Origin of the sequence: Suttonella sp. R2A3 (genome assembly GCF_021513215.1) — a bacterium.
Lineage (GTDB): Bacteria > Pseudomonadota > Gammaproteobacteria > Cardiobacteriales > Cardiobacteriaceae > JAHUUI01.
Map to the genome: position 1 here is coordinate 1,520,001 of NZ_CP090975.1, position 26,091 is coordinate 1,546,091.

Consider the following 26,091-nt stretch of genomic DNA (forward strand, 5'->3'; position numbering starts at 1 on the left):
ATCAACCGAGATTCTGCTAGTAGCGGCGAGCGAACGCGGAGTAGCCCAATTAAGTTTATTAAGAGTTAGTGGAACATACTGGGAAGTATGGCCGAAGAGGGTGAAAGCCCCGTACACGACAACCTTAATAGATGAATCGAGTAGGACGGGACACGTGATATCCTGTCTGAACATGGGGGGACCATCCTCCAAGGCTAAATACTCGTTGTCGACCGATAGTGAACCAGTACCGTGAGGGAAAGGCGAAAAGAACCCTGGTGAAGGGAGTGAAATAGAACCTGAAACCGTATGCATACAAGCAGTCAGAGCACGTATTAGACGTGTGATGGCGTACCTTTTGTATAATGGGTCAGCGAGTTAATTTTAGTAGCGAGGTTAACCTTATAGGGGAGCCGAAGCGAAAGCGAGTCTTAATAGGGCGCATAGTTGCTAGGATTAGACCCGAAACCGAGCGATCTATCCATGGGCAGGTTGAAGGTTGAGTAACATCAACTGGAGGACCGAACCCACTAACGTTGAAAAGTTAGGGGATGACCTGTGGATAGGAGTGAAAGGCTAAACAAGCTCGGAGATAGCTGGTTCTCCCCGAAAACTATTGAGGTAGTGCCTTGTAAATCACTTACGGGGGTAGAGCACTGTTTCGGCTAGGGGGTCATACCGACTTACCAACCCGATGCAAACTCCGAATACCGTAAAGTGCAATTACAGGAGACACACGGCGGGTGCTAACGTCCGTCGTGGAGAGGGAAACAACCCAGACCGCCAGCTAAGGTCCCCAAATTATGATTCAGTGGGAAACGAAGTGGGAAGGCGAAGACAGCTAGGAGGTTGGCTTAGAAGCAGCCACCCTTTAAAGAAAGCGTAATAGCTCACTAGTCGAGTCGTCCTGCGCGGAAGATTTACCGGGGCTAAATCATATACCGAAGCTGCGGATGCGTGTTTACACGCATGGTAGGGGAGCGTTGTGTAGGCTGATGAAGGTGTGTTGAGAAGCATGCTGGAGGTATCACAAGTGCGAATGCTGACATGAGTAACGATAATGCGGGTGAAAAACCCGCACACCGAAAACCCAAGGTTTCCTGCGCAACGCTAATCGGCGCAGGGTAAGTCGGCCCCTAAGGCGAGGCGGAAACGCGTAGTCGATGGGAAACAGGTTAATATTCCTGTACTGTTAATAACTGCGATGGGGGGACGGAGAAAGCTAGACTATCACACTGTTGGATGTGTGTTTAAGCGTGTAGGCTGAGATCTTAGGCAAATCCGGGATCTTAAGGCTGAGGCGTGATGACGAGTCTCTACGGAGACGAAGTAGTTGATGCTATGCTTCCAGGAAAAGCCTCTAAGCTTCAGGTTATTGACAACCGTACCCCAAACCGACACAGGTGGGTGGGATGAGAATTCTAAGGTGCTTGAGAGAACTCGGGTAAAGGAACTCGGCAAAATGATACCGTAACTTCGGGAGAAGGTATGCCCTTTGATGTGAAGGACTTGCTCCGTAAGCATTGGAGGGTCGCAGAGAATAGGCCGCTGCGACTGTTTATCAAAAACACAGCACTGTGCAAACACGTAAGTGGACGTATACGGTGTGACGCCTGCCCGGTGCCGGAAGGTTAAATGATGGGGTGAGAGCTCTTGATTGAAGCCCCGGTAAACGGCGGCCGTAACTATAACGGTCCTAAGGTAGCGAAATTCCTTGTCGGGTAAGTTCCGACCTGCACGAATGGCGTAACGATGGCGGCGCTGTCTCTACCCGAGACTCAGTGAAGTTGAAATCGCAGTGAAGATGCTGTGTACCCGCGGCAAGACGGAAAGACCCCGTGAACCTTCACTACAGCTTGACACTGAACATTGACCTTACTTGTATAGGATAGGTGGGAGGCTATGAAACCGAGACGCTAGTTTTGGTGGAGCCATCCTTGAAATACCACCCTGGTAATGTTGATGTTCTAACGTAGGTCCTGAAACGGGATTGCAGACAGTGTCTGGTGGGTAGTTTGACTGGGGCGGTCTCCTCCTAAAGAGTAACGGAGGAGTGCGAAGGTGGGCTCGGTGCGGTCGGAAATCGCACCAAGAGTGCAAAGGCAGAAGCCCGCTTAACTGCGAGACATACAAGTCGAGCAGATACGAAAGTAGGTCTTAGTGATCCGGTGGTTCCGAATGGAAGGGCCATCGCTCAACGGATAAAAGGTACTCCGGGGATAACAGGCTGATTCCTCCCAAGAGTCCATATCGACGGAGGAGTTTGGCACCTCGATGTCGGCTCATCACATCCTGGGGCTGTAGCAGGTCCCAAGGGTATGGCTGTTCGCCATTTAAAGTGGTACGCGAGCTGGGTTCAGAACGTCGTGAGACAGTTCGGTCCCTATCTGCCGTGGGCGTTGGAGATTTGAAGGAAGCTGTTCTTAGTACGAGAGGACCGGAATGGACGAACCTCTGGTGTACCGGTTGTGATGCCAATTGCATTGCCGGGTAGCTATGTTCGGAAGGGATAACCGCTGAAAGCATCTAAGCGGGAAGCCCCTCCTAAGATAAGATCTCCCTAACGCTATAAGCGTTCTCAAGGTCCGTTGAAGACGACGACGTTGATAGGTCGCCTGTGGAAGTGTGGTAACACATGAAGCTAAGCGATACTAATTGACCGTGAGGCTTGATCATACAACGCTCAAGTTATCTTAAGACGATTTAGAAGAGATATTGAATGTTTCTTGAGTACTGGATAGGGAAAACGGAGCTAAGGCTCTATATCCAGTACTGACAACCGGTTTTCCTGATGGCCATAGAGCTGTGGTCCCACCTGAATCCATGCCGAACTCAGTAGTGAAACGCAGCATCGCCGATGGTAGTGTGGGGTCTCCCCATGTGAGAGTAGGTCACCATCAGGGTTTAACGCAAGCCCCTAGTAGCAATACTAGGGGCTTTTTTAATGCACGAGATAAAGTAATCAAAACGCGTAGAATGAGCGTAATTTAGCAGTGGTTAAAATTGAAATTATGAATGAGATATAGTGCGTTAAACTATTTATTGCCTTTGATCTCCACACAAATTTTGACAGAATACTTAAGAAAGGTCTTTCTGAGAGTGATATTAATTTAGGGGAGTTCAGTGTTAGTAACTGATTGCTCTATCAATATTAAGGTACTCAGGTACTTTATTTTATAAGGAAGTAACGTGACTGCTCCAAAATGAGCTCTTTGTGAAAAAGAAATCGCTGAAGAAAATGATACAAAAGAACATGTTATTCCCAATGCAATTGGTGGAAGGAAAAAGGTAAAGGGATTTATTTGTGAAAGTTGTAACAATACGTCTGGAAGTAATTGGGAATCTGCATTGGCGAAACAGTTAAACCCGTTGAGCTTATTCTTTGGGATTAGCCGTGAGAGCGGAAAAACACCTTCTCAACTTTTTGAAACATCAGGAGGGGATAGGTTAAAACTTAATTCAGATGGAAGCATGGATATTGAAAAACCTTTGTATTCAGAAATTCCACTGGATTCTGGCGAAGGCGGTCAAATACAAATTAAAGCTCGCTCTATCTCTGAAGCAAAGAAAATGCTTAAAGGGGTAAAGAGAAAATATCCACAACTAAATCTAAACGAATTTCTAGATAGCGCAAAATCTGAGTCATTTTATTGCTCAGATATGTTGAAGTTTAATTTATCATTTGGTGGTCATGAAGCAGGCCGCTCTATTGTGAAGTCAGCATTAGCACTAGCAGTATCTTCTGGCATTCCGGCAGAAATATGCGGTGCAGCAACAAACTATCTAAGAAAAGAAGATGGTGAAGCCTGTTTCGGGTATTTCTATGAATCTGACTTAATAAAAAATCGACCAGAAGGAACTCCGTTTCATTGTGTTTCAATCAAAGGGTGTAGCAAAACTAGGCAGGTAATTGGATATGTGGAATATTTCGGCGTGCAACGTATCGTTCTTTGCTTATCAGATTCCTATGAAGGTCGCGATCTATCAAATACTTACGCTATTAATCCAATTACCGGTGAAGAATTGAGCCTTACAGTTGTATTAGACTTTTCAAAAGAGGATATACGTGAGGCTTATGACTACAAAAAGATCCCAAAAGGCTCAGTGGAGGCTGCCTTTGAGAAAATCATTCCAGCAGGTATAGAGCGATCTATTGAACGGGAAAGAGACCGCGTCCTTGATGCTGCTGTAAAGTATGCGTTTAAAAATTGTGGCGCGAAAGAAGGAGAGATGTTGATGCCGGAACATATAAATAAGCTTACAAGTCTTATGATGGAAAAGTTAGAGCCTTTTATTCTTCATCAGTTTACTCATTCGAGGAAGAAAAAATAGCTTATAACAAGATGAAGCAGGCAGATAATTTATTCGTTTTACCTCAAGTTTAAGATGGGCACAATATTTTGTGTGGATCTTTTGATTTAATGTACAGTAGAAAGTAATTTAAAAGGCAAGTACGTACAAATCTTGCGGGTGATGAATACGAAATAGATCGTTTAAGTGCTTGTAAGAGAGAAAACTTAAGCTAAATAAAATGCATGCATGGTTTTCTAGACTTAAGCAAGAAATAAGCTAAGGAACACTGGGGCGAGTAGGCTTAAGAGGATACCGCTGGCGAGTGCCTGTGGGACTTTTTCTGCGCCACAGGCTTGTTTTACGATCGGCAGCACAGTATCCATCGCGCCAGCGCCTGAGACGCTCATCGCCATATAGCCGTAGCGTACGCCGAGTAGATACAATAACACGATCCCGAGTAATTCTCGGGTGAGGTCAATCAGTAGCGCTGTGGTGCCGTAAAAGGTGCCTAATTGTTCGCCAACCATGACGCTCGATAGGGTAAACCAACCAAAACCGCTGACTAATGCTAATGCCTGACGGATCGGCATATCGATCCACCAAGCGGTGATTAATCCTCCTATCAAAGCGCCGATGATGATGGAGAGCGGCAACAAGAAAATACGCGGATGGAAATGATGGATTTTAAGTCCCAGATGATAAAGATCAATCCCAACCAAAAAGACCATCAGTAGCAAGACGGCGTTGATTGAGGGAAGCGGTAATTCATCAAAGGGTAGCAGATGGGTAAGTGCGCCGAGGGCAACCATCAATAAGGCGAGAAAACACGAGCGCAGCGGCGGCCATAGTCGAGAAATCGATACCGCACTGCGTGGACGTTGTTTTGGTTCTTGATGGTCAAAAAACCACGCAATGAGTGCGGCAGGGATTAAAGTACTGAATAGGGTGAACCAGGCGGCGCTGCGTAGCGCTTTACCCAATGCACCAGCGTTAGCCAGCACATCGCCAAAATCTCTGCCAATAAGGAATAACAGTACCCAAACCAGTGGCCCGACGGCCGCGATTAAACGGTGCGCTAGGCGGGTTGGGATGATCTTTGCTGCAATGGCGCCGAGAATGACCGCCGCGATGATTGGCGCTAAGGTAGCAAGAACCGTCATTATTCGCCGTTTTTATGATTATGTGGTGGGGCGAACGGTAATGGTAAGACTTTATGGGCGTCTTGATCCTGGTGTTCTGGGAAATAAATATCGTGTTTGAGGTAGGCAATCTCGAAGCCATTGCGTTTACACGCCTGCCAAATGCGGGTGATGAGTTTGTGGCGGGTGGTGGCAAAGTCGTGATCGAGTAAATGCCAATAATATTGTACACGATAGGTGATGCCGCGCTCGCTACAACCAAAGGCGAAGGCACGGTTCTTCATATACGGTTCTTGATCGCTAAGTTCACCCAGAGCGAGCATTTCTTGCAATTCATTCATGAGCACGCCTTCGACTTCCGCCGGATCATGACGATAGCTGATGTCAAAATAGAGAACCATGCGTTTGAGTTGATCGGTGTGCGACCAGTTTTTAAAAGCGGAAGTTACGAAATCGGAGTTGGGTAGGATCACGCTTTCGTTATCGAAGGTGGTCATGGTCAGTGAGCGCATGCCAATACGTTCGACTGTGCCATCATAACCACCCACAGAGATAATATCGCCGCTACGCAGAGGGCGCTCGATGAGCAATAAGATGCCGCTAATGAAATTGTTGGCTATCGTTTGCATACCAAAACCGATCCCCACACCGATTGCCCCGGCAAGCACGGTAAATGTGGTGAGGTCGAGGCCGATGATGCGCAGGGCGAGTAAAAACCCAAATGTGACTGCGGCGTATTGACTGAATACTGCCAGGCTGTTACGGATGCCTAAATCGACAACTTTGCTGTAAATCCAGCGGTAGGAGAATGATTTCAGCCAGCTACCAATACGGAAAACGATATAGATCAGCAACGCCATTAATAAAATATTCATCAAGGTAAATTGGCTATCGGTGCTGCTGGAGAATAATGGTTTTTTCAGCAATGTAAGAAAATCGCTCAGGACAGGGGTGTGGCTGTTCCAGCCGTAAATACGCAGCAATAACCACGCAAGCAGTAATAAACTGCCGTAGCGCAGGATGGTGTGTAATGGGCCTATCACATCCTGTGCCCAGAACACCCCATTATTGGTGTTGAGTAAGGCGTAGCGTTTTGCCCACAGCGAGGCATCTTTACACAACGCGAGAAAGCCAATCCAAATTAAGGCAACTAGCAGTAAATACAATAAATATTGTGCGCTTAACCAAGCGAAATTGAGATAGCCGAGTAAGCTGCTTATGGTGAATAAGGTAAAGCCGATTGGGATGATATAAACCACGACACGCAAAATGCGGTAGGTGTAAAACTCGCTGTAATAACCATTGAGGAAACTGACGGCGCGATTAATCGCATGCCACATCGGGAGCGTGACCAACGCAATATAAACCCCATAAATCCAGCGGAATGTATCGATGGTGGTTTGATCGTTGAGAATTTGTTCAGCCATCATTACTAGGGCAAATAAAATACTGCCTATGGCTGATAGGATGCCGACAATGCGCACCACACGGTAATTATCGGTGGTTTCTAACAGTTGGGTGTCGATTAAGATGCGCATTGCAAAATAAGGAATGGCGATCATCAACATCAAAATCGCCGGGAGCAATAACAGCCCATAGCTTGGCGCGCTAAGTTGGGCGACGTGAACCAGGGTCAGACTAAGCAATAAGAAGCCGATATACGGGAAGTTATGCTTTAACATGCCGAAAATAAACAATAAAAAGCGTGGTGCGAAGCCCATTCGTATATGTTTGCGGTAGCGTTTTGAGAGACGGTTATTCCAGATGGTGACCGAAATAGTGACTAAAATAATCGCGACCACGGCGACAGTCAGCATCACCCAGCGCATTAACGGCATATTTTTTAACGCATCAAGCAGGGTTTTAGCCGACACTAAATATTGACCGGCGAAGGTGCCAAAGGCGGTAGTGATATTTTGCGCAATTTGCGGTAGCGCCATAATTGAACCGCCAAAGCGGAATTGTCGTTTGAGATAGTTTTTTGAGACTGTGGTGAATTCACCATCAATTTTTTCTTTTAGCAATGCCACGCTGAATAAATTATTGTCCAACGCGCTACCAATATCTTGGTGGGTTCGCTGCATGTCGGCGTATTGCTGGGCAATCAGCTCAGGGATACCATTTTTTTGATTGCTAAACAGTTCGTATTGGTCTTTAATTGTCGTAAAATTATTGTCTAGTCGAATGTTTGCATCGTTGAGACGAGAACGAAAAGCCTCGAGCTCGCTCTGCTCGCGACGGATACGCTCTAGCGAAACGCTCGAAAAATCGACAAATTGCAACTCTTGCATGCGTTGCTCAATTTGACTGACTTCCTCGCCAATGGCGTTGAACATAATCTGCTTGTTTAAGATGGCAATGAGAATATTATGATGTAAACGCTGTTCTGAATTGAGCGAACTATCACGCAACACCATATTAAGGCGATCGCGCTCTTTGATGAGCTGCTGTGACTGGCTTTCTAAGTCAGAAGGCGCCTCGGAGCTATTGCGCCGCGCGTCGTCGTTTTCTAAATAGCGTTCGTTGTAGCGCTGATAGCGGGTGCTGAGTAGGGCAACATATTGTCGATCGAGCTCGATGATATGGTTAAGCCGCTTACGCTTTTCTTGCAACAAGCTATGATAACGTTCATTGCGTTCAAGGCGATTTTGCAGCGTTTCTTGATCAATATTTTGCTCGTTATCGTTTGTGGCGAGGGGGTTGGCTAGCTTTTGTAGCTGCGTATTGATCTGTTGGGTGGTCGCTTTGGTGTCTTCAATGGTTTTATCGAGCGTTATCAAGCGGTTTTTTTGATTGTCTTGGCGCAACTGCTCCTGCTCTAATTCGATGCGTGCTTGGTTAAGATCCCCTTGTTTGATAATAGCGTTGCTTGATGCCGGGTTATTGAGCGCTTCGGTGATGTGTTTAATGTTATTTTGTAGTTGAACAATTTGTTCTTCCAGGCTGGTAATTTCTTCCTTAGCAACCTCAATTTGCGCGCTGCTTGCAGCAACCACTGTGTCATACATACCTGACTGTTGGGCAATAGCGCTCTGCGCACTGAACCACAGCACGATGAATATCAGCGATTGAACCCCAGCGAATAGTGCCCGCATGACTTTGCCCACAACAACCAAAAACGCACTATTTTAGCAGGTTAGATGCAGAATGAGTATGAGAAATAAAGGATTATTCCGGGCTGTGACAGACCGCCTCGATGTTATGTCCATCGGGGTCAAGCACAAACGCACCATAGTAATCAGGATGGTAGATTTCGCGAACACCGGGTTTACCGTTGTCTTTACCACCAGCGGCAATGGCGGCGTGATAAAACGCATCAACGGCTTGGCGGTTAGACGCGATAAAAGCGATGTGCATGGGCGCGTGTGGTTTCTCGCCTTCGCCAAACCAGAATTCGGGCTTGCCATCCTTACCCATACCTGCCCAGCCTTGTACTTCCATCACCAGCTCGATGCCTAATGGGGCAAGCGCTTGTGCGTAAAATGCTTTGCTGGTTTGATGGTCTCTTATGCTCATGCCAATATGGTCAATAATCATAGTGTGCTCCTGTAGTTAAAGATGCGATGTCAGTGTGTTATGCACATCGCAGATTGAATTAGTTGAAAGTCTTGTTCGCTAATATTGATTAAGCCAAATCGAAGCTGATATCCCCAATGTTTCTCTTGGGTGAGGGTTAATTGATCGATGATTTTATAAATGCTGACGGCGTGCGCATCATAAAAACGAACATCTTTGTGAAATGGCACAAAGCCACCACCCATGTCAAATGGGTAAGGATCTTCGCTAATAACCTCACCAATGGCGGTAAATTCTTTACATGCTCTGCCATTTTTAAGGCTGGTTTTCGGAGAGTAATAAACGACCTTGTCACCGGCTTTGACGCGCGCCTGCGGCGCACGTTTACCATGACACACTTGCATAAAGCCGCCAGAGATACCAAGCGTGACATGGTTTTTAGACGCCACGGCAAGCCAGTAATTTTGTGTTTGAGGGCACATACTATTGGTTCAGCAAGGCGCCATCAATCGCTTTAGCGCGCTGAAAACTTTCGCGTGCGGTATGCCTGGCTGCGTATGCTTGGAATTCGGGCAATGGTTCGATCAAACCAAATGTCAGATAAAAATTCAAGGCGTTGCTGAGATATAAATCGGCGGTGCTAAAGCGATCACCAACGAGATAGTGGGACGTTTTAAGTTTGCTTACCAGGGTGTTGATGACATCGCTTAATTGACCATAACCTGCCGTGCTGGTCTGTTCTTCTTTGAGTTCAAAATGAAAATGGTGATTTAACAGCGCCGGTTCTAAGACGCCGTGGGCAAAAAACAGCCAACGATAGTATTCACCACGTAGCGGACTATCAATGGCTGGTGCGAGCTGTCTGTCATGATATTTGTCGGTTAAATAAGCACAGATGGCAGCGGTTTCGCTGATGACGGTATCGCCGTCTGTCAGGGTGGGGACTTTACCCATGGGGTTAATGTTTAAGTAATTCGCGGACTTGATTCCGTCAGGACTGGCGTCGCTGCCATATTGCAGGATCACTGTGGTGTAGTCTACGCCGTCCTGCAATCCCAGCTCGGTGAGCAGCCAGCGCACTACTGCGCCACGTGATTGGGGGTTGGTATAAAAGGTTAGTGTGCTCATCATCGTCTCCGTTTAAGTGGGTGTGTGATGATTGTAGCAATGAAATGTGTCAGTTTTTGTCAGTAGTGATTACTTATCCGACCAAACTGCGAATTCATTGCCGCTAGGTTCGCTGAAATGAAAGCGCCTCCCGCCAGGAAAGGCAAAGGTTGGCTGGATAATCACACCGCCGGCTGCTTCGATCTTTGCTTGGGTAGTTTCTAAATCCTTGCTGTAAAAAACCACCAGAACACTGCCTTGCTGGGTGGTGGCGCACTGTTCTGATTGATAAAACCCACCGTCTAAGTGTGTGGTAGAAAAAGCGGTGTATTGCTCGCCATAGTCGGTGAATGACCAAGCAAACACGTCGCTAAAAAATTGCTTAGTACGCGGTAAATCTGTAGCTGGAATCTCAATATAATTAAGGCTTTCATGTTGCGGCATGGCAGGTTCCCTCGGGGGCATACGATGGGTTTATTGGCGCTAATGCTTTGTTCTTCTTGCTGGTGTTATGCTACGAGCGCCTGAGTGGTTCATCGGCCATAAATCGGGGCACAGTAATCAGCAATCCAAGGCAACAATAATCTTGTTGGGTATTGGTTTTTCAGCAAAGATCAGCAAACAAAGCATAGCTCGATTGTTCGATTAAATCATCTGCAGAATGATATAAGTATGGGACAAAGTAACCTTTTCTTTAGACTTGGTCAAATGTGTCATCGATATTTTGTGCACGGCGCCAACGTGTTAATAAGGTCTGTTTATTGGGGGTGTATGGTATGCACAATTCTGTCAATGCCAGTATTCTGTCGACCCGAAAATGACGAAAATCAGCACGTTGTTCGCACCACGCCGCAATCATTTGTGTGGTACCAAAAAATGCCAGCGCAAAAGGATAGATCACACGGTCGGAGAGTGATCCTTCGGCATTTTCATAGTATAGCTGGATTTTATGTTGTTCACGGATGGCGTTGCGAATCGTGTGAGCGAACCTCAGGGGGCGTGCGTTGGCGTCTTTTACGGGGGGTACAAATAATGTATGCGCGTCGATATGACGTACGATGGCTTTGCTCGAAACCGCGCGAATTTTTGCCAGTGCGCTGCGGGTGGCATCGGTTAACGCATCATCACCATAAGCGTTGACCCATCGTCCTCCTAATACCAGGGCTTCGATTTCATCTGGGGTAAACATAAGCGGCGGTAAAGTGAAGCGTTCTTTGAGTATGAAGCCGAGACCCGCTTCACCTTGAATATCAGCGCCTTGTAAGCGTAGGGTGTTGATGTCACGGTATAGCGTTCTTGTGCTGACAGAAAGCTGTTCGGCCAATCGTTCCGCGCTGATTGGGCGTCGATGATGACGCAGAATATGTAATAAGGCAAACAATCGTTCGGTACGGTTCACGGATTTTTTCATGCCGGAGTGTCGTATAAGCCTATCGTGAACGAGCTATGTGTACAATAAGAATAAGCCCCATGCGTGGATTGTGTTCATGGGGCTTGGGTTATTGGCTAGTCAAAATGGGTGATGATGGTTGGCTTAAGCAGAGGCGCGTGCACCACGGCTTTGGCGTTTCTTGCCAGCGTAAGCGGGTTTGCCCTTACCATTGCCGCTGGGTTTGCCGCGTCCACCTTGACCACGTGCTTTAAAACCATCATTGCCACGACGCGCTTTTTGTCCGCCTTTGCCGCGATATTTGCCTTTAGGTTTTTTCGCTTTGACCGCGGCGGCTGTTTTGCGTGGCTCAAGGCCTTCAAGCTGTTCTTCGCTAATTTCGCGTTTGAGGTAGCGGGTGATTGAGGCAAGTTGCGCGCGGTCAGCCAGGCTGCATAAGTTCATCGCCATACCGCTACGTCCGGCACGACCAGAACGGCCAATGCGGTGCACATAGTCTTCTACCTGACGAGGCAAGTCGTAGTTAATCACATGGCTGATCGCCGGAATATCAATGCCGCGTGCGGCAACATCGGTGGCAACCAGAATATCGCATTTACCTTTACGCAAATCTTCGACGATACGGTTGCGTTTGTGCTGCGGTAAATCGCCGTGTAAAAAGCGTGCACGGTGTCCGTTATCACGTAATGTGTCCGCGACCTCTTCACAGCTACGCTTGGTGGCAGTAAAGATGATCGTTTGTGTCATATCCGGGTCGCAAACCAGGCGCTCAAGGACTTTATTTTTATGTCCAAGGTCATCGCAGAAGTAGACGCGCTCTTCGATGTGTGCGGTTTCGGTTTTGATCGCAATGCGCTCAGGGTTGCGGGTAAACGTTGCGGCGATTTTACCCACCGGGCCATCCCATGTTGCTGAAGACATGATGGTTTGACGCTGTGCGGGGGCGGCATCGATGATCGCGTTAATGTCGTCTGAAAAGCCCATATCGAGCATACGATCGGCTTCATCAAGAATCAGTGTGTTGAGTTCGCTGAAATCGACGCGTCCATCACGCATATGATCGAGCAAACGGCCAGGGGTGGCGATAATGATTTGTACGCCTTTTTTCAGCGCACGGATTTGCCCGCCATAAGGCGCGCCACCAACCAGCGGCACACTGAATAACCATTTCAACTCGTTACCGTAGCGACGTACGCTGTCGTTAACCTGCAGCGCTAATTCACGTGTTGGAGTAAGAATCAGCACACGAGGTTTTTTGCTGCGGCGGGTGTCGTTGATTAAATAATCGAGCACAGGCAACACAAACGCAGCAGTTTTACCGCTACCGGTTTGTGCTGAGAGCAATAAATCGCGACCTTCTAAAGCAAAAGGAATCGCTTGCGCTTGAATGGGGGTAGGTTTGCTATAGCCGCTTTCATGTAAAGCTTTAAGCAAAGGGGCAGCTAAAGAGAGCTGGTCAAAAGTTAAATCAGACATGGTGTATTCCTTATCATAATGCACACCACAGACGACCGTCTGCCCTGCTTTAAAGCAGAGTAAAAACGTATTTAGGGTGGTGCTGCCGTAAATGGGCGCGTTTTTGAAAATCTTCCAATGCGCGGCAAAATCATCGGCAACAATCATGAAGAAACAGCAGAACTGCTGGCACTGGGATCATACGAGATCCGATCGCGGACGATGTCGTCAGGCGGCGTATTATAGTGGCTTTCTTGGGCGAGTCAATTAATTTGTGCATGAATCATCGCGCATTTGCAGTATCATGCTGGCTTTAGTGAGATCAAAACCATGCGCTCGAGGTGAGAACCTGTTTAAGAAGGCGCAAAAAAGATAAATGATTGAGAGCAATGAACCAACAAACAACGATTGAATCGCTGGATTATCAAGGCCGTGGGGTGGCAAAAGTCGATGGTCAGGCGATTTTTATTGCCGGTGCGTTACCTGAAGAAACGGTGCGTTATCGCATTACCCACCAGCATAAACGCTTTGCCGAAGGTGCGGTTGATGCGGTGATCAATCCAGCCGAGGTGCGGGTGACACCGCGTTGTGTGTATTATGCCGATTGTGGCGGTTGTGATTTACAACACGCTGAGAGTGGCTGGCAAACACAAGCTAAGGAAAATCTCTGGCGTGCGCAATTAAAACGCTTAGGCGGTGTGATCCCAGAAACTATTGCGCCTGCATTGAGCGGCGACCCTTGGCATTATCGCCACCGCGCGCGGCTATCGGTTGCTTATGTTGGTGGTCGTGTGTTACTTGGATTTAAAGCGCGACAATCCCATCATGTGGTCGATGTGGATGAATGCGTGGTGCTTGCGCCTGAAATGAGCGACATTTTTCCCAAAATTCGTGAATTATTGCAAAACTTGCTCCCGCAGCGCGTGCATGAGGTATCGCTGCAGTTGGGTGAAGGTGTGCTTGCTGTGGGGTTGCAGGTTAAGCGTTGGTCAAAATCATCATCCCGTGTTGGGCAAGCATGGATTGCTGAACAACCACCTCATTGGCAGCTATGGCTGCGCGAGGATCGTACGGCGAGCTATCTATTAGCTGGGCAAAGGCAAGCTACGTTACAGTTTCGGCCACACGACGATTTAGCGATTCCTTTTACCCCCGATGATTTTACGCAAGTGAATAGGCAAATGAATCAAGCAATGGTGCGCCAAGCGCTATCGTGGCTAGCTGTGGAAAAAGATCACGCTATCGTTGATTTGTTTTGTGGCTTGGGGAATTTTTCTTTACCTTTGGTGCGTGCTGGTGCGCAGGTGTTAGCTATTGAAGGCGTTTCAGCAATGGTCGCGCGCTTGAAAGAACACGCACAAACGCTGGGCCTGTCTGAACGCATCAGCGCACGTCGTGCGGATTTGTTCAGCGTGACCGCTAAAGATATTAACGCTTGGACAAAAGCGGATGCATGGTTGATCGATCCGCCACGTGCGGGAGCGCAGGCTTTGGTGAGCGCGTTAGCTGATGCGCATAAACGGCCTGAGCGGCTACTCTATGTTTCGTGTAATCCGGCGACGCTCGCACGTGACGGGCGAATTTTGATTGAGCAAGGTTATCGCGCAACGCGCGGCGGGATCATCAATATGTTCCCACAAACTGCGCATATCGAGAGTATGGTGTTATTCGAGCGTTAGTCTGAGCGCTATGTCGACATCATGATCGCCGATTCTATAAACGCCAGATGTTGCTCGAGAATCTGTTGGTGGCGTTCAATATAGCGTTGCTGCTTCGCTTTAGTGTCTGCGCCGTCTTGGTGGTATAAGCTGAGAATGGTTGTGCCCAATGAACCCACTGAGTCGATTTCGCGCGCAAACGGCTGCTCGACCAATTCGTCACGAATCGCCTGAAAGTTATACATCGAGCTGCCAAAACACACCCGACAGCCGGCGTGGACGGCTTCCAGTGGGTTATGTCCACCGCGCGGAATCAGGCTGCCGCCAATAAAGGCGACTTGCGTGAGCGGGAAAAATCCAGCGAGTTCGCCCAACGTATCTAAAATCAAGACATCTTTCGCGCCCTGAAACCACGCGTTTTGACTACGCAGGCGTGGGGTAAAGCCGTGTTGACTGACTAATTTACATAGCTCAGCGCGTCGCTCTGGGTGTCTTGGGGCAATAATCAGACGTAAACCGGCTTCGCTAAGCTGGTCGCGTTGTGCGGTTAATATCGCTTGCTCTTCGCCTGGGTGGGTGCTCGCGGCGATCCATATTGGTGGTCCGGCTTCTGGGATGTTTTCTGGTCGCGGTTGAGGATTGAGTTGGTATTTGAGGTTTGCTGTGATGGTGATGTGTGCTTTTGGTACGCCGAGGGTTTGTAAGCGGCGCGCGTCCTGTTCGGTTTGTGCGTTCACGTATAACTGCGAGAGTGGACGAGCGAGCAGCGCCTTGGCAAAGCGGTAATAACCGCGTAAAGACCGCGCGGAAAGGCGTGCGTTAATTAATAACACCGGGCATGAGTGATTTGCCGCAAGGATGAGGTTCGGCCAGATTTCGGTCTCCATGAGGATCACGGCTTTGGGGCGAACATGGTGCAAAAAACGGCGCATAAAAGCTGGTGTGTCGTAAGGTAGATAGCTGTGGGTGATGCGCTCAGGCTGAGTTTGTTGGAATGCCTGAATTTGCGCAGAACCGGTGGGGGTGGTACAGGTGATCCAAAGCGCTAGCGAAGGGTGTTTTGCAAGCAGGGCGTTTAATAGCGGTTTGGCGGCGAGAAATTCGCCCACCGAAACGGTGTGAAACAGCACAGTAAATTCGCCTGATCGAGCAGGCAAATGACGCGCAAAACGTTCGCTGATTCGGCGACGATAATCGGCGTTGCTGTGCGATTTCCACAGCAAACGGATCAGCACAAACGGCAGCGCAATATAAAGCAATAGCGTGTAAAGAGGGCGTATCATTATCGGGCGAAGAAAGCATTATTTGGTATCATGGGCAGATATTATAACCATCAAGAGGGATTATGGCGATTTATGCCATCGGTGATGTCCACGGACAGTACGATGCACTGCAGCGCCTACTAGATCAGCTATCGCCTACCAGCAATGACGAGTTGTGGTTTGTTGGCGATTTAATTAATCGCGGGCCGAAGTCTTTGGAAGTGTTGCGGTATGTGCGCGGCTTAGGTAAGCAAGCGAAAGTTGTGCTGGGTAATCATGACTTTGCTTTTTTAGTGCAGGCGCAAGGTTATAAAGGGATTGAGCTTAAAAAAGCCGGGCGTGAGATTATGGCTGCTGATGATGGCGAGGAATTGCTTAATTATTTGCGTCATTTGCCTTTGTTGCACATCAATGAGCAATACAAAATTATCATGGTACATGCGGGTTTGTTCCCAAAATGGCAAGTTGCAGACGCACTGGTGGCTAACCAAGCGATCATGCATGGCCTGCAAGGTGAAAACTACCGTAATTTCCTGTTGTCTGTTTTTGGCAATAAACCGCAAGATGGCAAACACGCGCGTACGGCTTTAGATAAAGCGCGTTTTGCGGTGAATGTTTTTTGCCGCATGCGTTATCTGGATAAACAGGGTCGACTGGACTTTGATGCGAAAATGGCGCCAGAGAATGCGCCAGCACACCTTAAACCATGGTTTTATTTCCATGGACAACGAGATTATCGGGTGATTTTTGGTCACTGGGCCGCGCTGGGCTTTAGGATTGGCGCCGATGCGGCGTGTCTTGATGCAGGTGCTGCCTGGGGTGGCTCATTGGTCGGCCTCGATGTGATTAAATGGCACCTGGCGGCTAAGGCTAAAGTCAATCTATAAGCACGATTAAAGACACAAAAAAACCACCGATTAACGGTGGTTTCTTCAATAAGCCGATCAAGGCGTTTATTCGTAGTGAACCGCAACGATTTCTAGGGTTTTGCTGCCGCCAGGGACAGTCACATCAACCGTTTCACCTTCTTCTTTACCCATCAACGCACGGGCGATTGGCGAGGTGTTAGACAGTAAGCCGTCTTTGATGCTCGCTTCATCTTCGCCAACGATGGTGTAGGTCATCGCTTCGCCGCTGTCTAGGTCTTCCAGCTCAACGGTGGTGCCAAAAACAACCTTACCTTCGCGAGGCAGGTTGGCCACGTCAATAATCTGTACATTAGCGAGTTTGAACTCAATTTCTTTGATGCGGCCTTCGATGAAGCCTTGTTCTTCGCGGGCTGCGTGGTACTCGGCATTTTCTTTTAAATCGCCGTGCTCACGCGCCTCAGCAATCGCGTTAATCACGCGTGGGCGATCTTCGCCTTTGAGTTTTTCAAGCTCAGTACGTAATTTTTCAGCGCCATTTTTGGTCATGGGGATTTTTTTGCCATGGATACCTCTTTTGTCAGTGGTCCGTTTGTTGACCATTTAACCATACGAATAAAGCCCTGCGCTACAACGCAGGGCTTGTGGAAAAGGCTATTATAACGCAGATGCTAGCGTTTGTCTTGTGGCTTTTCGCTACATGATGAACCGCTAACCTTCATGCGATTTATGCGGTGTTTAGCCATGTATCGATTGCAGGCTGCGCACCGTTTCTTCATCGCGATGATTGAGCGCATAGGCAGTTGCCAGGCCGCCGGCAATCGTGGTCGAGTAAAAGACTTTATGCATCAATGCTTGGCGGCGAATCGAATACGAGTCGGACACCGATTTTTTACCCGCTGTAGTGTTCACAATCATATCAATATCGCCATTGATAATATGGTCAACGATATGCGGACGTCCTTGTGCGACCTTGTTCACCCGCTCACAATTTACGCCATGTTCGCTTAGATACGCCGCTGTGCCAGTGGTCGCGATAATCCGATAGCCAGCCTCGGTTAAGGCGCGCGACATCTCCAGCGCCTGGGCTTTATCCTCATCACGTACCGAAACAAAAACTGTGCCACCGGGTTGAGGCAAAGTTTCACCAGCGCCACGTATCGCTTTATGAAACGCTTCGGCAAAGGTTGCGCCGAGCCCCATCACTTCACCGGTTGATTTCATTTCCGGGCCTAGCAGTGGATCGACATTTTGGAACTTGGCAAACGGGAACACAGCTTCTTTAACTGCGAATAAATCCGGCACAATATCGCCGCTGATGCCTTGTTCAGCCAACGTTTGTCCGGCCATGCAGCGCGCGGCGATTTTTGCCAGCGGACGCCCAGTCGCTTTAGAAACAAACGGTACGGTACGCGAAGCGCGAGGGTTCACCTCAAGAATGTAAATCGTGTCGCCTTGCACGGCAAATTGCGCGTTCATCAGGCCAACCACACCGAGCGCTAAGGCCATCGCACGCGCCTGCGCAGCAATTTCTGTGGTGATTTCTTCGCTTAAGCGGTATGGCGGGAGTGAGCAAGCTGAATCGCCGGAATGCACGCCGGCGGCCTCGATGTGTTCCATGATGCCGCCGATGATGACGTTTGTACCATCGCTGATTACGTCAATATCGACCTCAATCGCATCGTTTAAAAAGCGGTCGAGCAAAATTGGCGCATCAGGAGAGACCACGATCGCTTCTTGCATGTAGTTCGCTAAATCCGCATCTTGATATACGATGTCCATCGCACGACCACCAAGCACGTATGACGGACGAACCACCAGCGGATAGCCAATTTCTTGCGCTTTAACGCGCGCTTCTTCGCTGCTGCTCGCAATACGGTTTGGTGGCTGTAAGAGGTTTAAGTCGTTAAGCAGCGCCTGGAAACGTTCGCGGTCTTCAGCGCGATCAATCGCATCAGGCGGTGTGCCGATGATGTTTACCCCGGCAGCTTCAAGTGCACGCGCTAATTTCAGCGGCGTTTGCCCACCGTATTGCACGATTACGCCATCAGGCTGTTCCACACGCACGATTTCTAACACATCTTCGAGTGTTAATGGCTCAAAATAGAGGCGATCGGCGGTGTCAAAATCGGTAGAAACGGTTTCTGGGTTACAGTTGACCATAATCGTTTCAATGCCGTCAGCTTTGAGCGCCAAAGCGGCGTGTACACAGCAATAATCAAACTCGATCCCTTGGCCAATGCGGTTTGGCCCACCACCAAGAATCATCACTTTGCGATTATCGCTAGGCGCTGCTTCACAGAACGGCTCGTAGGTGGAGTATAAATAGGCGGTGGCGCTGGCAAATTCTGCCGCGCAGGAATCAACGCGTTTATAAACCGGGTGGATCTCGTGTTTGTGACGCAGGGCACGAATTTCGGCTTCTTGCACCTCGCAGCAATCAGCCAAAAAGGCATCACTAAAACCAGCGCGCTTATAAGTGAGCAGTGTTTGCGCATCGTTGAGCGCGTCAATGCCTTGATCACGTAACGGCGCTTCCATCGCGATCAATTCAGCCATTTGTGCTAAAAACCACGGATCAATCGCGCAGGTTTGATAAAGTTCATCAATTGTCCAACCTTCGCGCAAGGCTTCAGCGACATAAAACAGGCGTTCAGGGGTTGGTGTGGCAACCGCTTCAGCGAGTTCACCGTCGTATTGCGGACGATCTAAGCCGTAGTGGTCATTCTCCAGGCCACGCAACGCTTTGTTAAACGATTCTTTGAAGGTGCGGCCAATCGCCATTACTTCACCAACCGAGCGCATTTGTGTGTTTAAGCGGCGGTTGCTTTGTTTGAACTTGGCAAAGTCAAAGCGTGGGATTTTGGTGACTACATAATCGATACTTGGCTCAAATGAGGCTGGTGTGACCCCGCCGGTGATATCATTTTTTAGTTCATCAAGCGTGTAACCAACCGCCAATCTTGCTGCCACCGAGGCAATTGGGAATCCGGTTGCTTTTGAAGCCAGCGCTGATGAGCGGGATACACGAGGGTTCATCTCAATCACAATCACGCGCCCATCGTCAGGATTAATGGCAAATTGCACATTCGAACCGCCGGTTTCAACGCCGATTTTACGCAAAATCGCGATCGAGGCATCACGCAGGTTTTGGTATTCCTTATCAGTTAAGGTCTGCGCTGGTGCTACGGTAATTGAGTCACCAGTATGTACGCCCATCGGATCGAAGTTCTCAATCGCGCAGACAATAATCGCGTTATCGGCTTTATCGCGCACCACTTCCATCTCAAACTCTTTCCAGCCAAGCAGCGATTCTTCGAGTAATACTTCATTGGTCGGTGATAAATCGAGGCCGTGGGCGGTGATTTCTTCAAATTCATCGCGGTTGTACGCGATACCGCCACCGGAGCCGCCTAAGGTGAAAGACGGGCGAATGATCACTGGGAAGCCTAATTCTGCTTGCGCGGTACGCGCTTCATCCATCGAATGTACGGCAAAGGATTTAGCGCTGCCTAAGCCGATTTCATCCATCGCTTTTTTAAATAAGTCGCGATCTTCGGCGGTTTCAATCGCTTTGACCGATGCGCCGATCAGCTCAACGCCATAGCGTTCGAGGACCCCATGTTTGGCAAGATCAAGCGCGCAGTTAAGCGCGGTTTGTCCGCCCATGGTTGGCAAAATCGCATCAGGGCGTTCTTTGGCGATGATCTTTTCAACCGTTTGCCACTGAATCGGCTCGATATACGTTGCATCAGCCATCTCTGGGTCAGTCATGATCGTCGCTGGGTTGGAATTCACCAGAATAACGCGAAACCCTTCGTTTCTTAGCGCTTTACACGCTTGTGCGCCAGAATAATCAAATTCACACGCCTGACCAATGATGATCGGTCCTGCGCCAATAATGAGGATAGATTGGAGGTCATTACGTTTAGGCATAGTATTCTCTTAACGTCGCTAAAATAAAAATCATCAAATGCTTGCCTGCCAAAGTTTGGCGGCAAAGCCCATAAATAAAGTCCCAATGGCGCCCATGCCGGTTGCACCTGCGCGGTAATGCGTTTGAAAGGCGCGTACCAAACGAACGCCGGCAAAAATCAGTACGCTCAGATAGATCATGCTGATGATCTGCAAGATAAAAGCCAAAATAAAAAAGCTGAGGTAGGGCTGTGGGTATGCTGGGTCAACAAATTGCACAAAAAACGACAGAAAAAATAAAATCGCTTTTGGGTTCATTAAGCTGAGCGTCAGCGCTTTGGTGAATACCCGTCTTGCGCGTACTTTGGTGCTGAGTTTGGCCGGTTTCGGCTTGCGTTGCCATTTATGGTAAGCACCTATAATAAGTGTGATACCGATGTAGGCGAGATACAGCGCGCCTGCTAAACGTAAGACGTCAAACCACTGTGGGTTGGCTTTTAGAAATGAGGCTGCGCCAAGCGCTGAAGCCAACATCAAAATGCCATCGCCGATAAAAATGGCGGCGACTGCGCGGTAGGCGATTTTAGCGCCGTATTGACCCGCTACCGCCAAGCAAAACATCGAGTTTGGTCCGGGGAGTAGAATAATCGCCACCGTGCCAATGATATAAGTGCTTAGGTCGGTAATGCCGAACATGCCTTATTTGCTCGCCTGTTTCATGGCGTCAATAAAGCGGGTGAATAACGGTTCTGAATCGCGCGGGCCAGCGCTGGCCTCTGGGTGGCCTTGAAAGCCAAAAGCTGGCGCATCGGTGTAGGCCAGGCCTTGTAATGTACCGTCAAAGAGTGAGCGGTGGGTGGCGCGAACATTCTCTGGCAAAGTCGCCTCATCGACAGCAAAGCCGTGGTTTTGTGAGGTGATCATCACCTGTTTGCTGTCCAGGTCTTGTACCGGATGGTTCGCACCATGATGACCGTGATTCATTTTCAGCGTTTTCGCGCCACAGGCGAGCCCAAGTAACTGGTGTCCTAAGCAGATGCCAAAGGTGGGGATTTTGTGCTCAATAAAGGTTTGAATAGTGGCGACGATGTCGGTGAGTGGTTCAGGATCGCCTGGGCCATTAGATAGGAAAATACCATCAGGGTTGAGCGCTAGCGCCTCTTCGGCGGTAGTATGTGCAGGTACTATGGTGACGCGGCAGCCGTGCTCGGCAAGTAAGCGGAAGATGTTGCTTTTTGTGCCAAAGTCGTAGGCGAGCACATGCCAGTGCGCGTCCTGTTGCTTGGCATAAGCATTGCTGTCAATTTGCCAGATGGACTCGCCCGACCAAGGCTGCTGTTCTTTAACGCTCACCCCGCTGGCAAGGTCTTGCCCGCTCATCGAAGGGTGCGCTTTAGCGGCAGCAATCGCTTCGTTTTCATCGATCTCATCGCCAGCCATCAAGCAGGCATTTTGTGTGCCATGGGTGCGCAGACGACGGGTGAGCTCGCGAGTATCGATATCGGCGATGCCAATAATATTGTTATCACGCAGGTAATCAGGCAATGATTGTTCAGCGCGCCACGAGCTGTAAAGCTCAGGAACATCGCGCACGACTAAACCCGCAGCGTGGGTTTTCGATGATTCAACATCAAGCGTGTTAACGCCAGTATTACCAATATGAGGGTAGGTGAGGGTAACGATTTGTTGGTCATAAGACGGATCGGTGAGGATTTCCTGATAGCCAGTCATCGAGGTGTTAAACACCAGTTCGCCGCAGCGCATGCCGTCTGCACCGATGGCGCGACCCCGAAAAACACTGCCATCTGCCAAAGCTAAAATCGCCACTCTTTGCACTGCCTTTCTCCGTCTTATTTAAGTCAAACCTGTTTAGTATAGTTAATTTTTAGAATCCTTGGTAGAGGGGAATGAGCAGTCTTTTGAATTGGCAGAAAAAATAACTTTTGTATTATGTGATGGCGCTTAAACGAATAAATGGCCAAGAGCGAATAAGGCGTTAATCCATAAATTAATTTGCACGATGGCTTTAAGCTCTTTGCCGACTATCGCTGGTTGTTTTGCGCGCAGGATGATGCGCAGATGTTTGATAATCAGCGGTAGCGCGAGCAACCATAGCAGCGAGAACCAATAGTTAGTGATAATGGCATAACAGGCGTAGCAGAGTAGGGCGATAGTCATCATAAACAGCTGTTGCCAGCGTGCTAACTGCCAACCCAGACAAACGGCAATCGTGTGTTTGCCGCTAGAGTGGTCGGTTTCGATGTCGCGTAAGTTATTGATATGCAGCACAGTGGCGGCGAGTAAACCACAGCCGATGGCGATCAGCCACACTGGCGCGCTGTAATGCGCGGTTTGTAAATAATAGCTGCCACAAACAGCGAGCAGGCCAAAAAAGAGAAAAACAGCGACCTCGCCAAGACCGTAATAGCCGTAGGCGTAGCGACCTACGGTATAGCCGATGGCGGCGAGTATCGCGATAATTCCAAGCACCATAAAATCCAGCGCCTGAGCCCAGCTTTGGACGCTGATCGCAATCAGTAATGCGCCACTTAACAGGGTTAAGATCGCACACACCATCATGATGTGCTTTGCCGTGCTCACACCTAAGATACCGCTGGCAACTAAGCGTCGAGGGCCTGAGCGGTGTTCGTCTGTGCCGCGGATGCCATCGCCATAATCATTGGCGATATTCGATAACGATTGCAGGCCGATGGTGGTTAGCAGCATCAGCGCAAAGGTGAGTGCGGAAAAAGCGCCATAAGCGGCTGCCATGGCGTTACCGGGGAGCATGACGGCGATAGAGAGTAACAGCGTGCGTGGGCGAATGAGTTCAAGGAGGTGAAGACCGCTCAAGATGATTCCTTTTATAATAATCCAGCAAAGCCAGTTTGGCGCAAGGCCTCATAGAGTACCACGGCAACGCTGTTCGATAAATTGAGGCTGCGTGAATCGGCGTGCATCGGTAGACGTAGTTTGTGTTCGGTGGCTAACGCGGCATGTGCTTGTAGCGAAAGACCTGCGGTTTCGCTACCAAAAAGCAGTACATCGTCTTCGCTAAAGTGCGCATCGTATACGCTCCGCGTACCACGTGTGGTGAGCGCCCAAATGGTTCGCTCGCCCATCGCCTGATAAAAAGCGTCCCAATGGTCGTGATGGATGACCGCGGCAAACTCCGCATAATCCATCCCCGCACGACGCAGGCGCTTGTCATCCCACACAAAACCCAGCGGGTGAATCAGATGCAGGGTGGTGGCAGTATTCGCGCAGAGACGAATTACATTACCCGTATTGGGGGGAATCTGCGGTTGAAAGAGTGCGATATGCATGATTATGGCCACCGTTTACTAAAAGGCCATAGCGCAGCGCTACGGCGTTGATCACGACGACGCTGTCGTCTGAGTTGAAGTTCGCCAGATTCATAACGCGCGACAAGGCGTTGCGCAACCAGCCAACCAATGATGCTCACGATAATTCCCTCACTCATATAACCGTAGAGTACACCGCGTGCGCCGAACAAATGCTGTCCTAAATAGACCAAAGGTACCGAACCGAGCAAAACGCGAGCAAGGTTGGTAAGGGTTGAATAAAACGGCCGACCAAGGTTGTTAAACGAGGCGTTTAAGAAAAAGATCATCCCGTTAAAGCCAAAAAGCAGGGTCATGCCGCTACAAAACAGCACTAATAGCTCAACCGCCTCGTCGTTTAAAGAAAACCAGTGTGGCAGTTGGTGGCGTAACAAAAATAGCACCGTGGTCATCGCAACCACCACCAGCCAATTGAATTTTAATGCCTGCCATAAAGTGTCACGCACGCGGTCAAAACGGCCAGCGCCAGCGTTTTGACCGACAATAGGGGCAACTGCACCAGATAAGGCAAATACGACGGCTAAACTCATCGGCACCAAACGCATCACCACCGCGAATGCCGCGACAGCGCCATCACCAAAGGGTGCCATCATCCGCGCAGCAAAGGCGGCGCTAAATGGGGTGGCGATATTAGTGAGCACCGATGGGAAAGCAATCGCCATTGCCGGGCTAATATCCTGCAACCAGGCAGAGAATGACCAGCGGGTGATCAAACGGAAACGACCAATAATGGCCCACCACGACAGACTAAGCGCAACCACTTGCGAGGCAACCGTTGCCCAGGCGGCACCAGAAAGCCCCCAATCAAAAACAAAAATAAAGATCGGATCAAGCACAGCATTGGTCAATGCGCCAGTAATGGCGATCCACATCGACAGCTTGGCCTCGCCCATTGCGCGGATAATTTGCCCGCCACACATCCCGAGCAACATGGCGAGTGTTCCTGGGATGACGATTGCAAGGTAGTCAGCGGCGTATTGTTTGGTTGGCCCACTGGCACCGACCCAAGCGAGTAATGTGTCGCGAAAGATAAAAGCGATGGTGGCGACCACAGCGATAATCACAAAACCCAGCAAAGGAATATTCATCGCCATGCGCGCAGCCCCATCGCGATCGTTCATGCCTAAGTGGCGGGAGACCAGCACACTGGTGGTGATGGCAAGCGCGAGTGCTATTGAACGGACAAAAAAGAGTACGGATCCGGCAAAGCCGACCCCGGCGGCGAGCGCGGATTCACCGAGTAAGGAGATAAAATAGATATCGATGAAATCGACCAAAAACACCATCATTAAGCCGGTGGCGTTGGTCAGCGACATCACCGATACATGCCGCCACAAGTTGCCTTGTGTGAAGCGCGCGATAGGTTGGCTCATTCGCCTGCCTGGTAGTGGCGCACAAATTGTGCCGCAACCCGCGCACTGCGTGAACCGCGTGCTAATGCAAATTGCAGCGCGCTGCGCTCAATCTGTTCATCATATTCAATGCCGCTCTGCTTGAGCCAATACGCGACAGCGGTTAAATAACCGCTTTGCGAGAGCGGATGAAAGGCAAGTCGTAGCCCGAAGCGTTCGGAGAGCGAAATATGCTCTTCGATGTCTTCTTGCGGATGGATGGCGCGTTCATCGCTATGGTATTCGCTCAGTAAATGGCGGCGGTTTGAGGTAACACACAGCATCACATTATCAGGGATGCCTTGTAATGAACCATCAAGTACTGCTTTGAGTGCGCGATAGCTGCCATCGTCAGCAGCAAAAGAGAGGTCATCGATGTAGAGCAGATAATGCTGCGTATCGCGTTTGCCAAGTAACCACAGCAAATACGCCAGCTCGTCAAGGTCATCGCAGGCAAGCTGGACAATCGATAAGTGAGCAAACGCGTGGAACAGGGCGCGCACTAACGAGGATTTACCCGTACCACGAGCGCCCCATAGCAGCATGTGGTTATATGGTTGATTGTTTAAAAATGCTGCGACATTGCTGTGCGCTGCGGTTTTTTGCGTGTCAATCCCGAGCAAGTCATCAAGTAATACATCATCACGCACGCTAATTGGCACCAGTTGCCACGCGCCTTGCCATTGCAGGCGGGCAAAGGCGCGATTTCCTGCGGCTTCGGCATCGGTTAATGCATCGTACATGACTTGCTCCTT

The 26,091-nt window shown here is 49.3% G+C and carries 20 protein-coding genes and 2 rRNA genes (1 of these 22 cut by a window edge); 5 read left to right on the forward strand and 17 right to left on the reverse strand.

Annotated elements, in window-relative coordinates; genetic code table 11:
- From L0B52_RS07290 to L0B52_RS07300, 3 genes are all read left to right on the forward strand, one after another.
- Window positions 1-2,655: ribosomal RNA gene (locus tag L0B52_RS07290) — 23S ribosomal RNA — on the forward strand; it begins 217 nt to the left of the window's first position.
- A gap of 111 nt (window positions 2,656-2,766) precedes the next feature.
- Window positions 2,767-2,882: ribosomal RNA gene (gene rrf / locus L0B52_RS07295) — 5S ribosomal RNA — on the forward strand.
- A gap of 322 nt (window positions 2,883-3,204) precedes the next feature.
- Window positions 3,205-4,311 carry an HNH endonuclease gene (locus tag L0B52_RS07300; RefSeq protein WP_409202331.1) on the forward strand — a complete coding sequence of 369 codons (1,107 nt, stop codon included), beginning with the start codon at window positions 3,205-3,207 and terminating at the stop codon, window positions 4,309-4,311.
- 221 nt (window positions 4,312-4,532) lie between these two features.
- On the opposite strand, the gene L0B52_RS07305 is transcribed toward L0B52_RS07300, so the two are convergent.
- From L0B52_RS07305 to L0B52_RS07340, 8 genes are all read right to left on the reverse strand, one after another.
- Window positions 4,533-5,432: a lysine exporter LysO family protein gene (locus L0B52_RS07305; protein ID WP_235064070.1), complete on the reverse strand. Its 900-nt coding sequence runs from the start codon at window positions 5,430-5,432 to the stop codon at window positions 4,533-4,535.
- A complete protein-coding gene (locus tag L0B52_RS07310; protein ID WP_235064071.1) occupies window positions 5,432-8,506 on the reverse strand; it encodes a mechanosensitive ion channel domain-containing protein in 3,075 nt (1,024 codons plus the stop codon). The genes L0B52_RS07305 and L0B52_RS07310 overlap by 1 nt, the downstream gene beginning before the upstream one ends.
- 73 nt (window positions 8,507-8,579) lie before the next feature.
- Entirely contained in the window at window positions 8,580-8,945 is a 366-nt protein-coding gene (locus L0B52_RS07315) for a VOC family protein (protein ID WP_409202332.1), read from the reverse strand.
- Window positions 8,946-8,977: 32 nt separating this feature from the next.
- Window positions 8,978-9,376, reverse strand: coding sequence for an EVE domain-containing protein (locus tag L0B52_RS07320; RefSeq protein ID WP_235064073.1), 399 nt, complete (start codon window positions 9,374-9,376; stop codon window positions 8,978-8,980).
- 34 nt (window positions 9,377-9,410) lie between these two features.
- Window positions 9,411-10,058: a glutathione S-transferase family protein gene (locus L0B52_RS07325; RefSeq protein WP_235064074.1), complete on the reverse strand. Its 648-nt coding sequence runs from the start codon at window positions 10,056-10,058 to the stop codon at window positions 9,411-9,413.
- A 66-nt stretch (window positions 10,059-10,124) separates the two neighbouring features.
- The gene (locus tag L0B52_RS07330; protein WP_235064075.1) at window positions 10,125-10,478 is read right to left on the reverse strand and encodes a VOC family protein; all 354 of its coding nucleotides are present in this window, start codon (window positions 10,476-10,478) and stop codon (window positions 10,125-10,127) included.
- Window positions 10,479-10,728: 250 nt separating this feature from the next.
- On the reverse strand, window positions 10,729-11,445 hold the full coding sequence (locus tag L0B52_RS07335; RefSeq protein WP_235064076.1) for a YafY family protein: 717 nt from the start codon (window positions 11,443-11,445) through the stop codon (window positions 10,729-10,731).
- Window positions 11,446-11,568: 123 nt separating this feature from the next.
- A complete protein-coding gene (locus L0B52_RS07340) occupies window positions 11,569-12,900 on the reverse strand; it encodes a DEAD/DEAH box helicase (RefSeq protein ID WP_409202333.1) in 1,332 nt (443 codons plus the stop codon).
- A 368-nt stretch (window positions 12,901-13,268) separates the two neighbouring features.
- On the opposite strand from L0B52_RS07340, the gene L0B52_RS07345 reads away from it, so the two are divergent.
- Entirely contained in the window at window positions 13,269-14,558 is a 1,290-nt protein-coding gene (locus tag L0B52_RS07345; RefSeq protein ID WP_235064078.1) for a TRAM domain-containing protein, read from the forward strand.
- Between the two features lie 8 nt (window positions 14,559-14,566).
- Here the strand turns inward: L0B52_RS07345 and L0B52_RS07350 are convergent, their stop codons facing one another.
- Window positions 14,567-15,820, reverse strand: coding sequence for a 3-deoxy-D-manno-octulosonic acid transferase (locus tag L0B52_RS07350; protein ID WP_235064079.1), 1,254 nt, complete (start codon window positions 15,818-15,820; stop codon window positions 14,567-14,569).
- A 62-nt stretch (window positions 15,821-15,882) separates the two neighbouring features.
- Here L0B52_RS07350 and L0B52_RS07355 point away from each other — a divergent pair, with 62 nt between their 5' ends.
- Complete coding sequence (locus tag L0B52_RS07355; protein ID WP_235064080.1) at window positions 15,883-16,686, forward strand: symmetrical bis(5'-nucleosyl)-tetraphosphatase; 804 nt, start codon at window positions 15,883-15,885, stop codon at window positions 16,684-16,686.
- Window positions 16,687-16,752: 66 nt separating this feature from the next.
- Here L0B52_RS07355 and greA read toward each other — a convergent pair whose 3' ends face one another.
- The 8 genes from greA to L0B52_RS07395 form a co-directional block, all read right to left on the reverse strand.
- On the reverse strand, window positions 16,753-17,268 hold the full coding sequence (greA, locus tag L0B52_RS07360) for a transcription elongation factor GreA (RefSeq protein WP_409202292.1): 516 nt from the start codon (window positions 17,266-17,268) through the stop codon (window positions 16,753-16,755).
- Window positions 17,269-17,403: 135 nt separating this feature from the next.
- Complete coding sequence (carB, locus tag L0B52_RS07365) at window positions 17,404-20,601, reverse strand: carbamoyl-phosphate synthase large subunit (protein ID WP_235064082.1); 3,198 nt, start codon at window positions 20,599-20,601, stop codon at window positions 17,404-17,406.
- A 33-nt stretch (window positions 20,602-20,634) separates the two neighbouring features.
- Window positions 20,635-21,276, reverse strand: a complete 642-nt coding sequence (leuE, locus tag L0B52_RS07370; RefSeq protein ID WP_235064083.1) for a leucine efflux protein LeuE — start codon at window positions 21,274-21,276, stop codon at window positions 20,635-20,637.
- A 3-nt stretch (window positions 21,277-21,279) separates the two neighbouring features.
- Entirely contained in the window at window positions 21,280-22,416 is a 1,137-nt protein-coding gene (gene carA / locus L0B52_RS07375; protein ID WP_235064084.1) for a glutamine-hydrolyzing carbamoyl-phosphate synthase small subunit, read from the reverse strand.
- 126 nt (window positions 22,417-22,542) lie between these two features.
- A complete protein-coding gene (menA, locus tag L0B52_RS07380) occupies window positions 22,543-23,433 on the reverse strand; it encodes a 1,4-dihydroxy-2-naphthoate octaprenyltransferase (protein WP_235064085.1) in 891 nt (296 codons plus the stop codon).
- A gap of 11 nt (window positions 23,434-23,444) precedes the next feature.
- A complete protein-coding gene (locus tag L0B52_RS07385; protein ID WP_235065477.1) occupies window positions 23,445-23,909 on the reverse strand; it encodes a tRNA (cytidine(34)-2'-O)-methyltransferase in 465 nt (154 codons plus the stop codon).
- Complete coding sequence (locus tag L0B52_RS07390; protein WP_235064086.1) at window positions 23,909-25,318, reverse strand: MATE family efflux transporter; 1,410 nt, start codon at window positions 25,316-25,318, stop codon at window positions 23,909-23,911. The genes L0B52_RS07385 and L0B52_RS07390 overlap by 1 nt, the downstream gene beginning before the upstream one ends.
- Complete coding sequence (locus tag L0B52_RS07395) at window positions 25,315-26,079, reverse strand: DUF815 domain-containing protein (protein ID WP_235064087.1); 765 nt, start codon at window positions 26,077-26,079, stop codon at window positions 25,315-25,317. Before L0B52_RS07395 ends, L0B52_RS07390 begins: the two co-directional genes overlap by 4 nt.
- Window positions 26,080-26,091 lie beyond the last annotated feature (12 nt).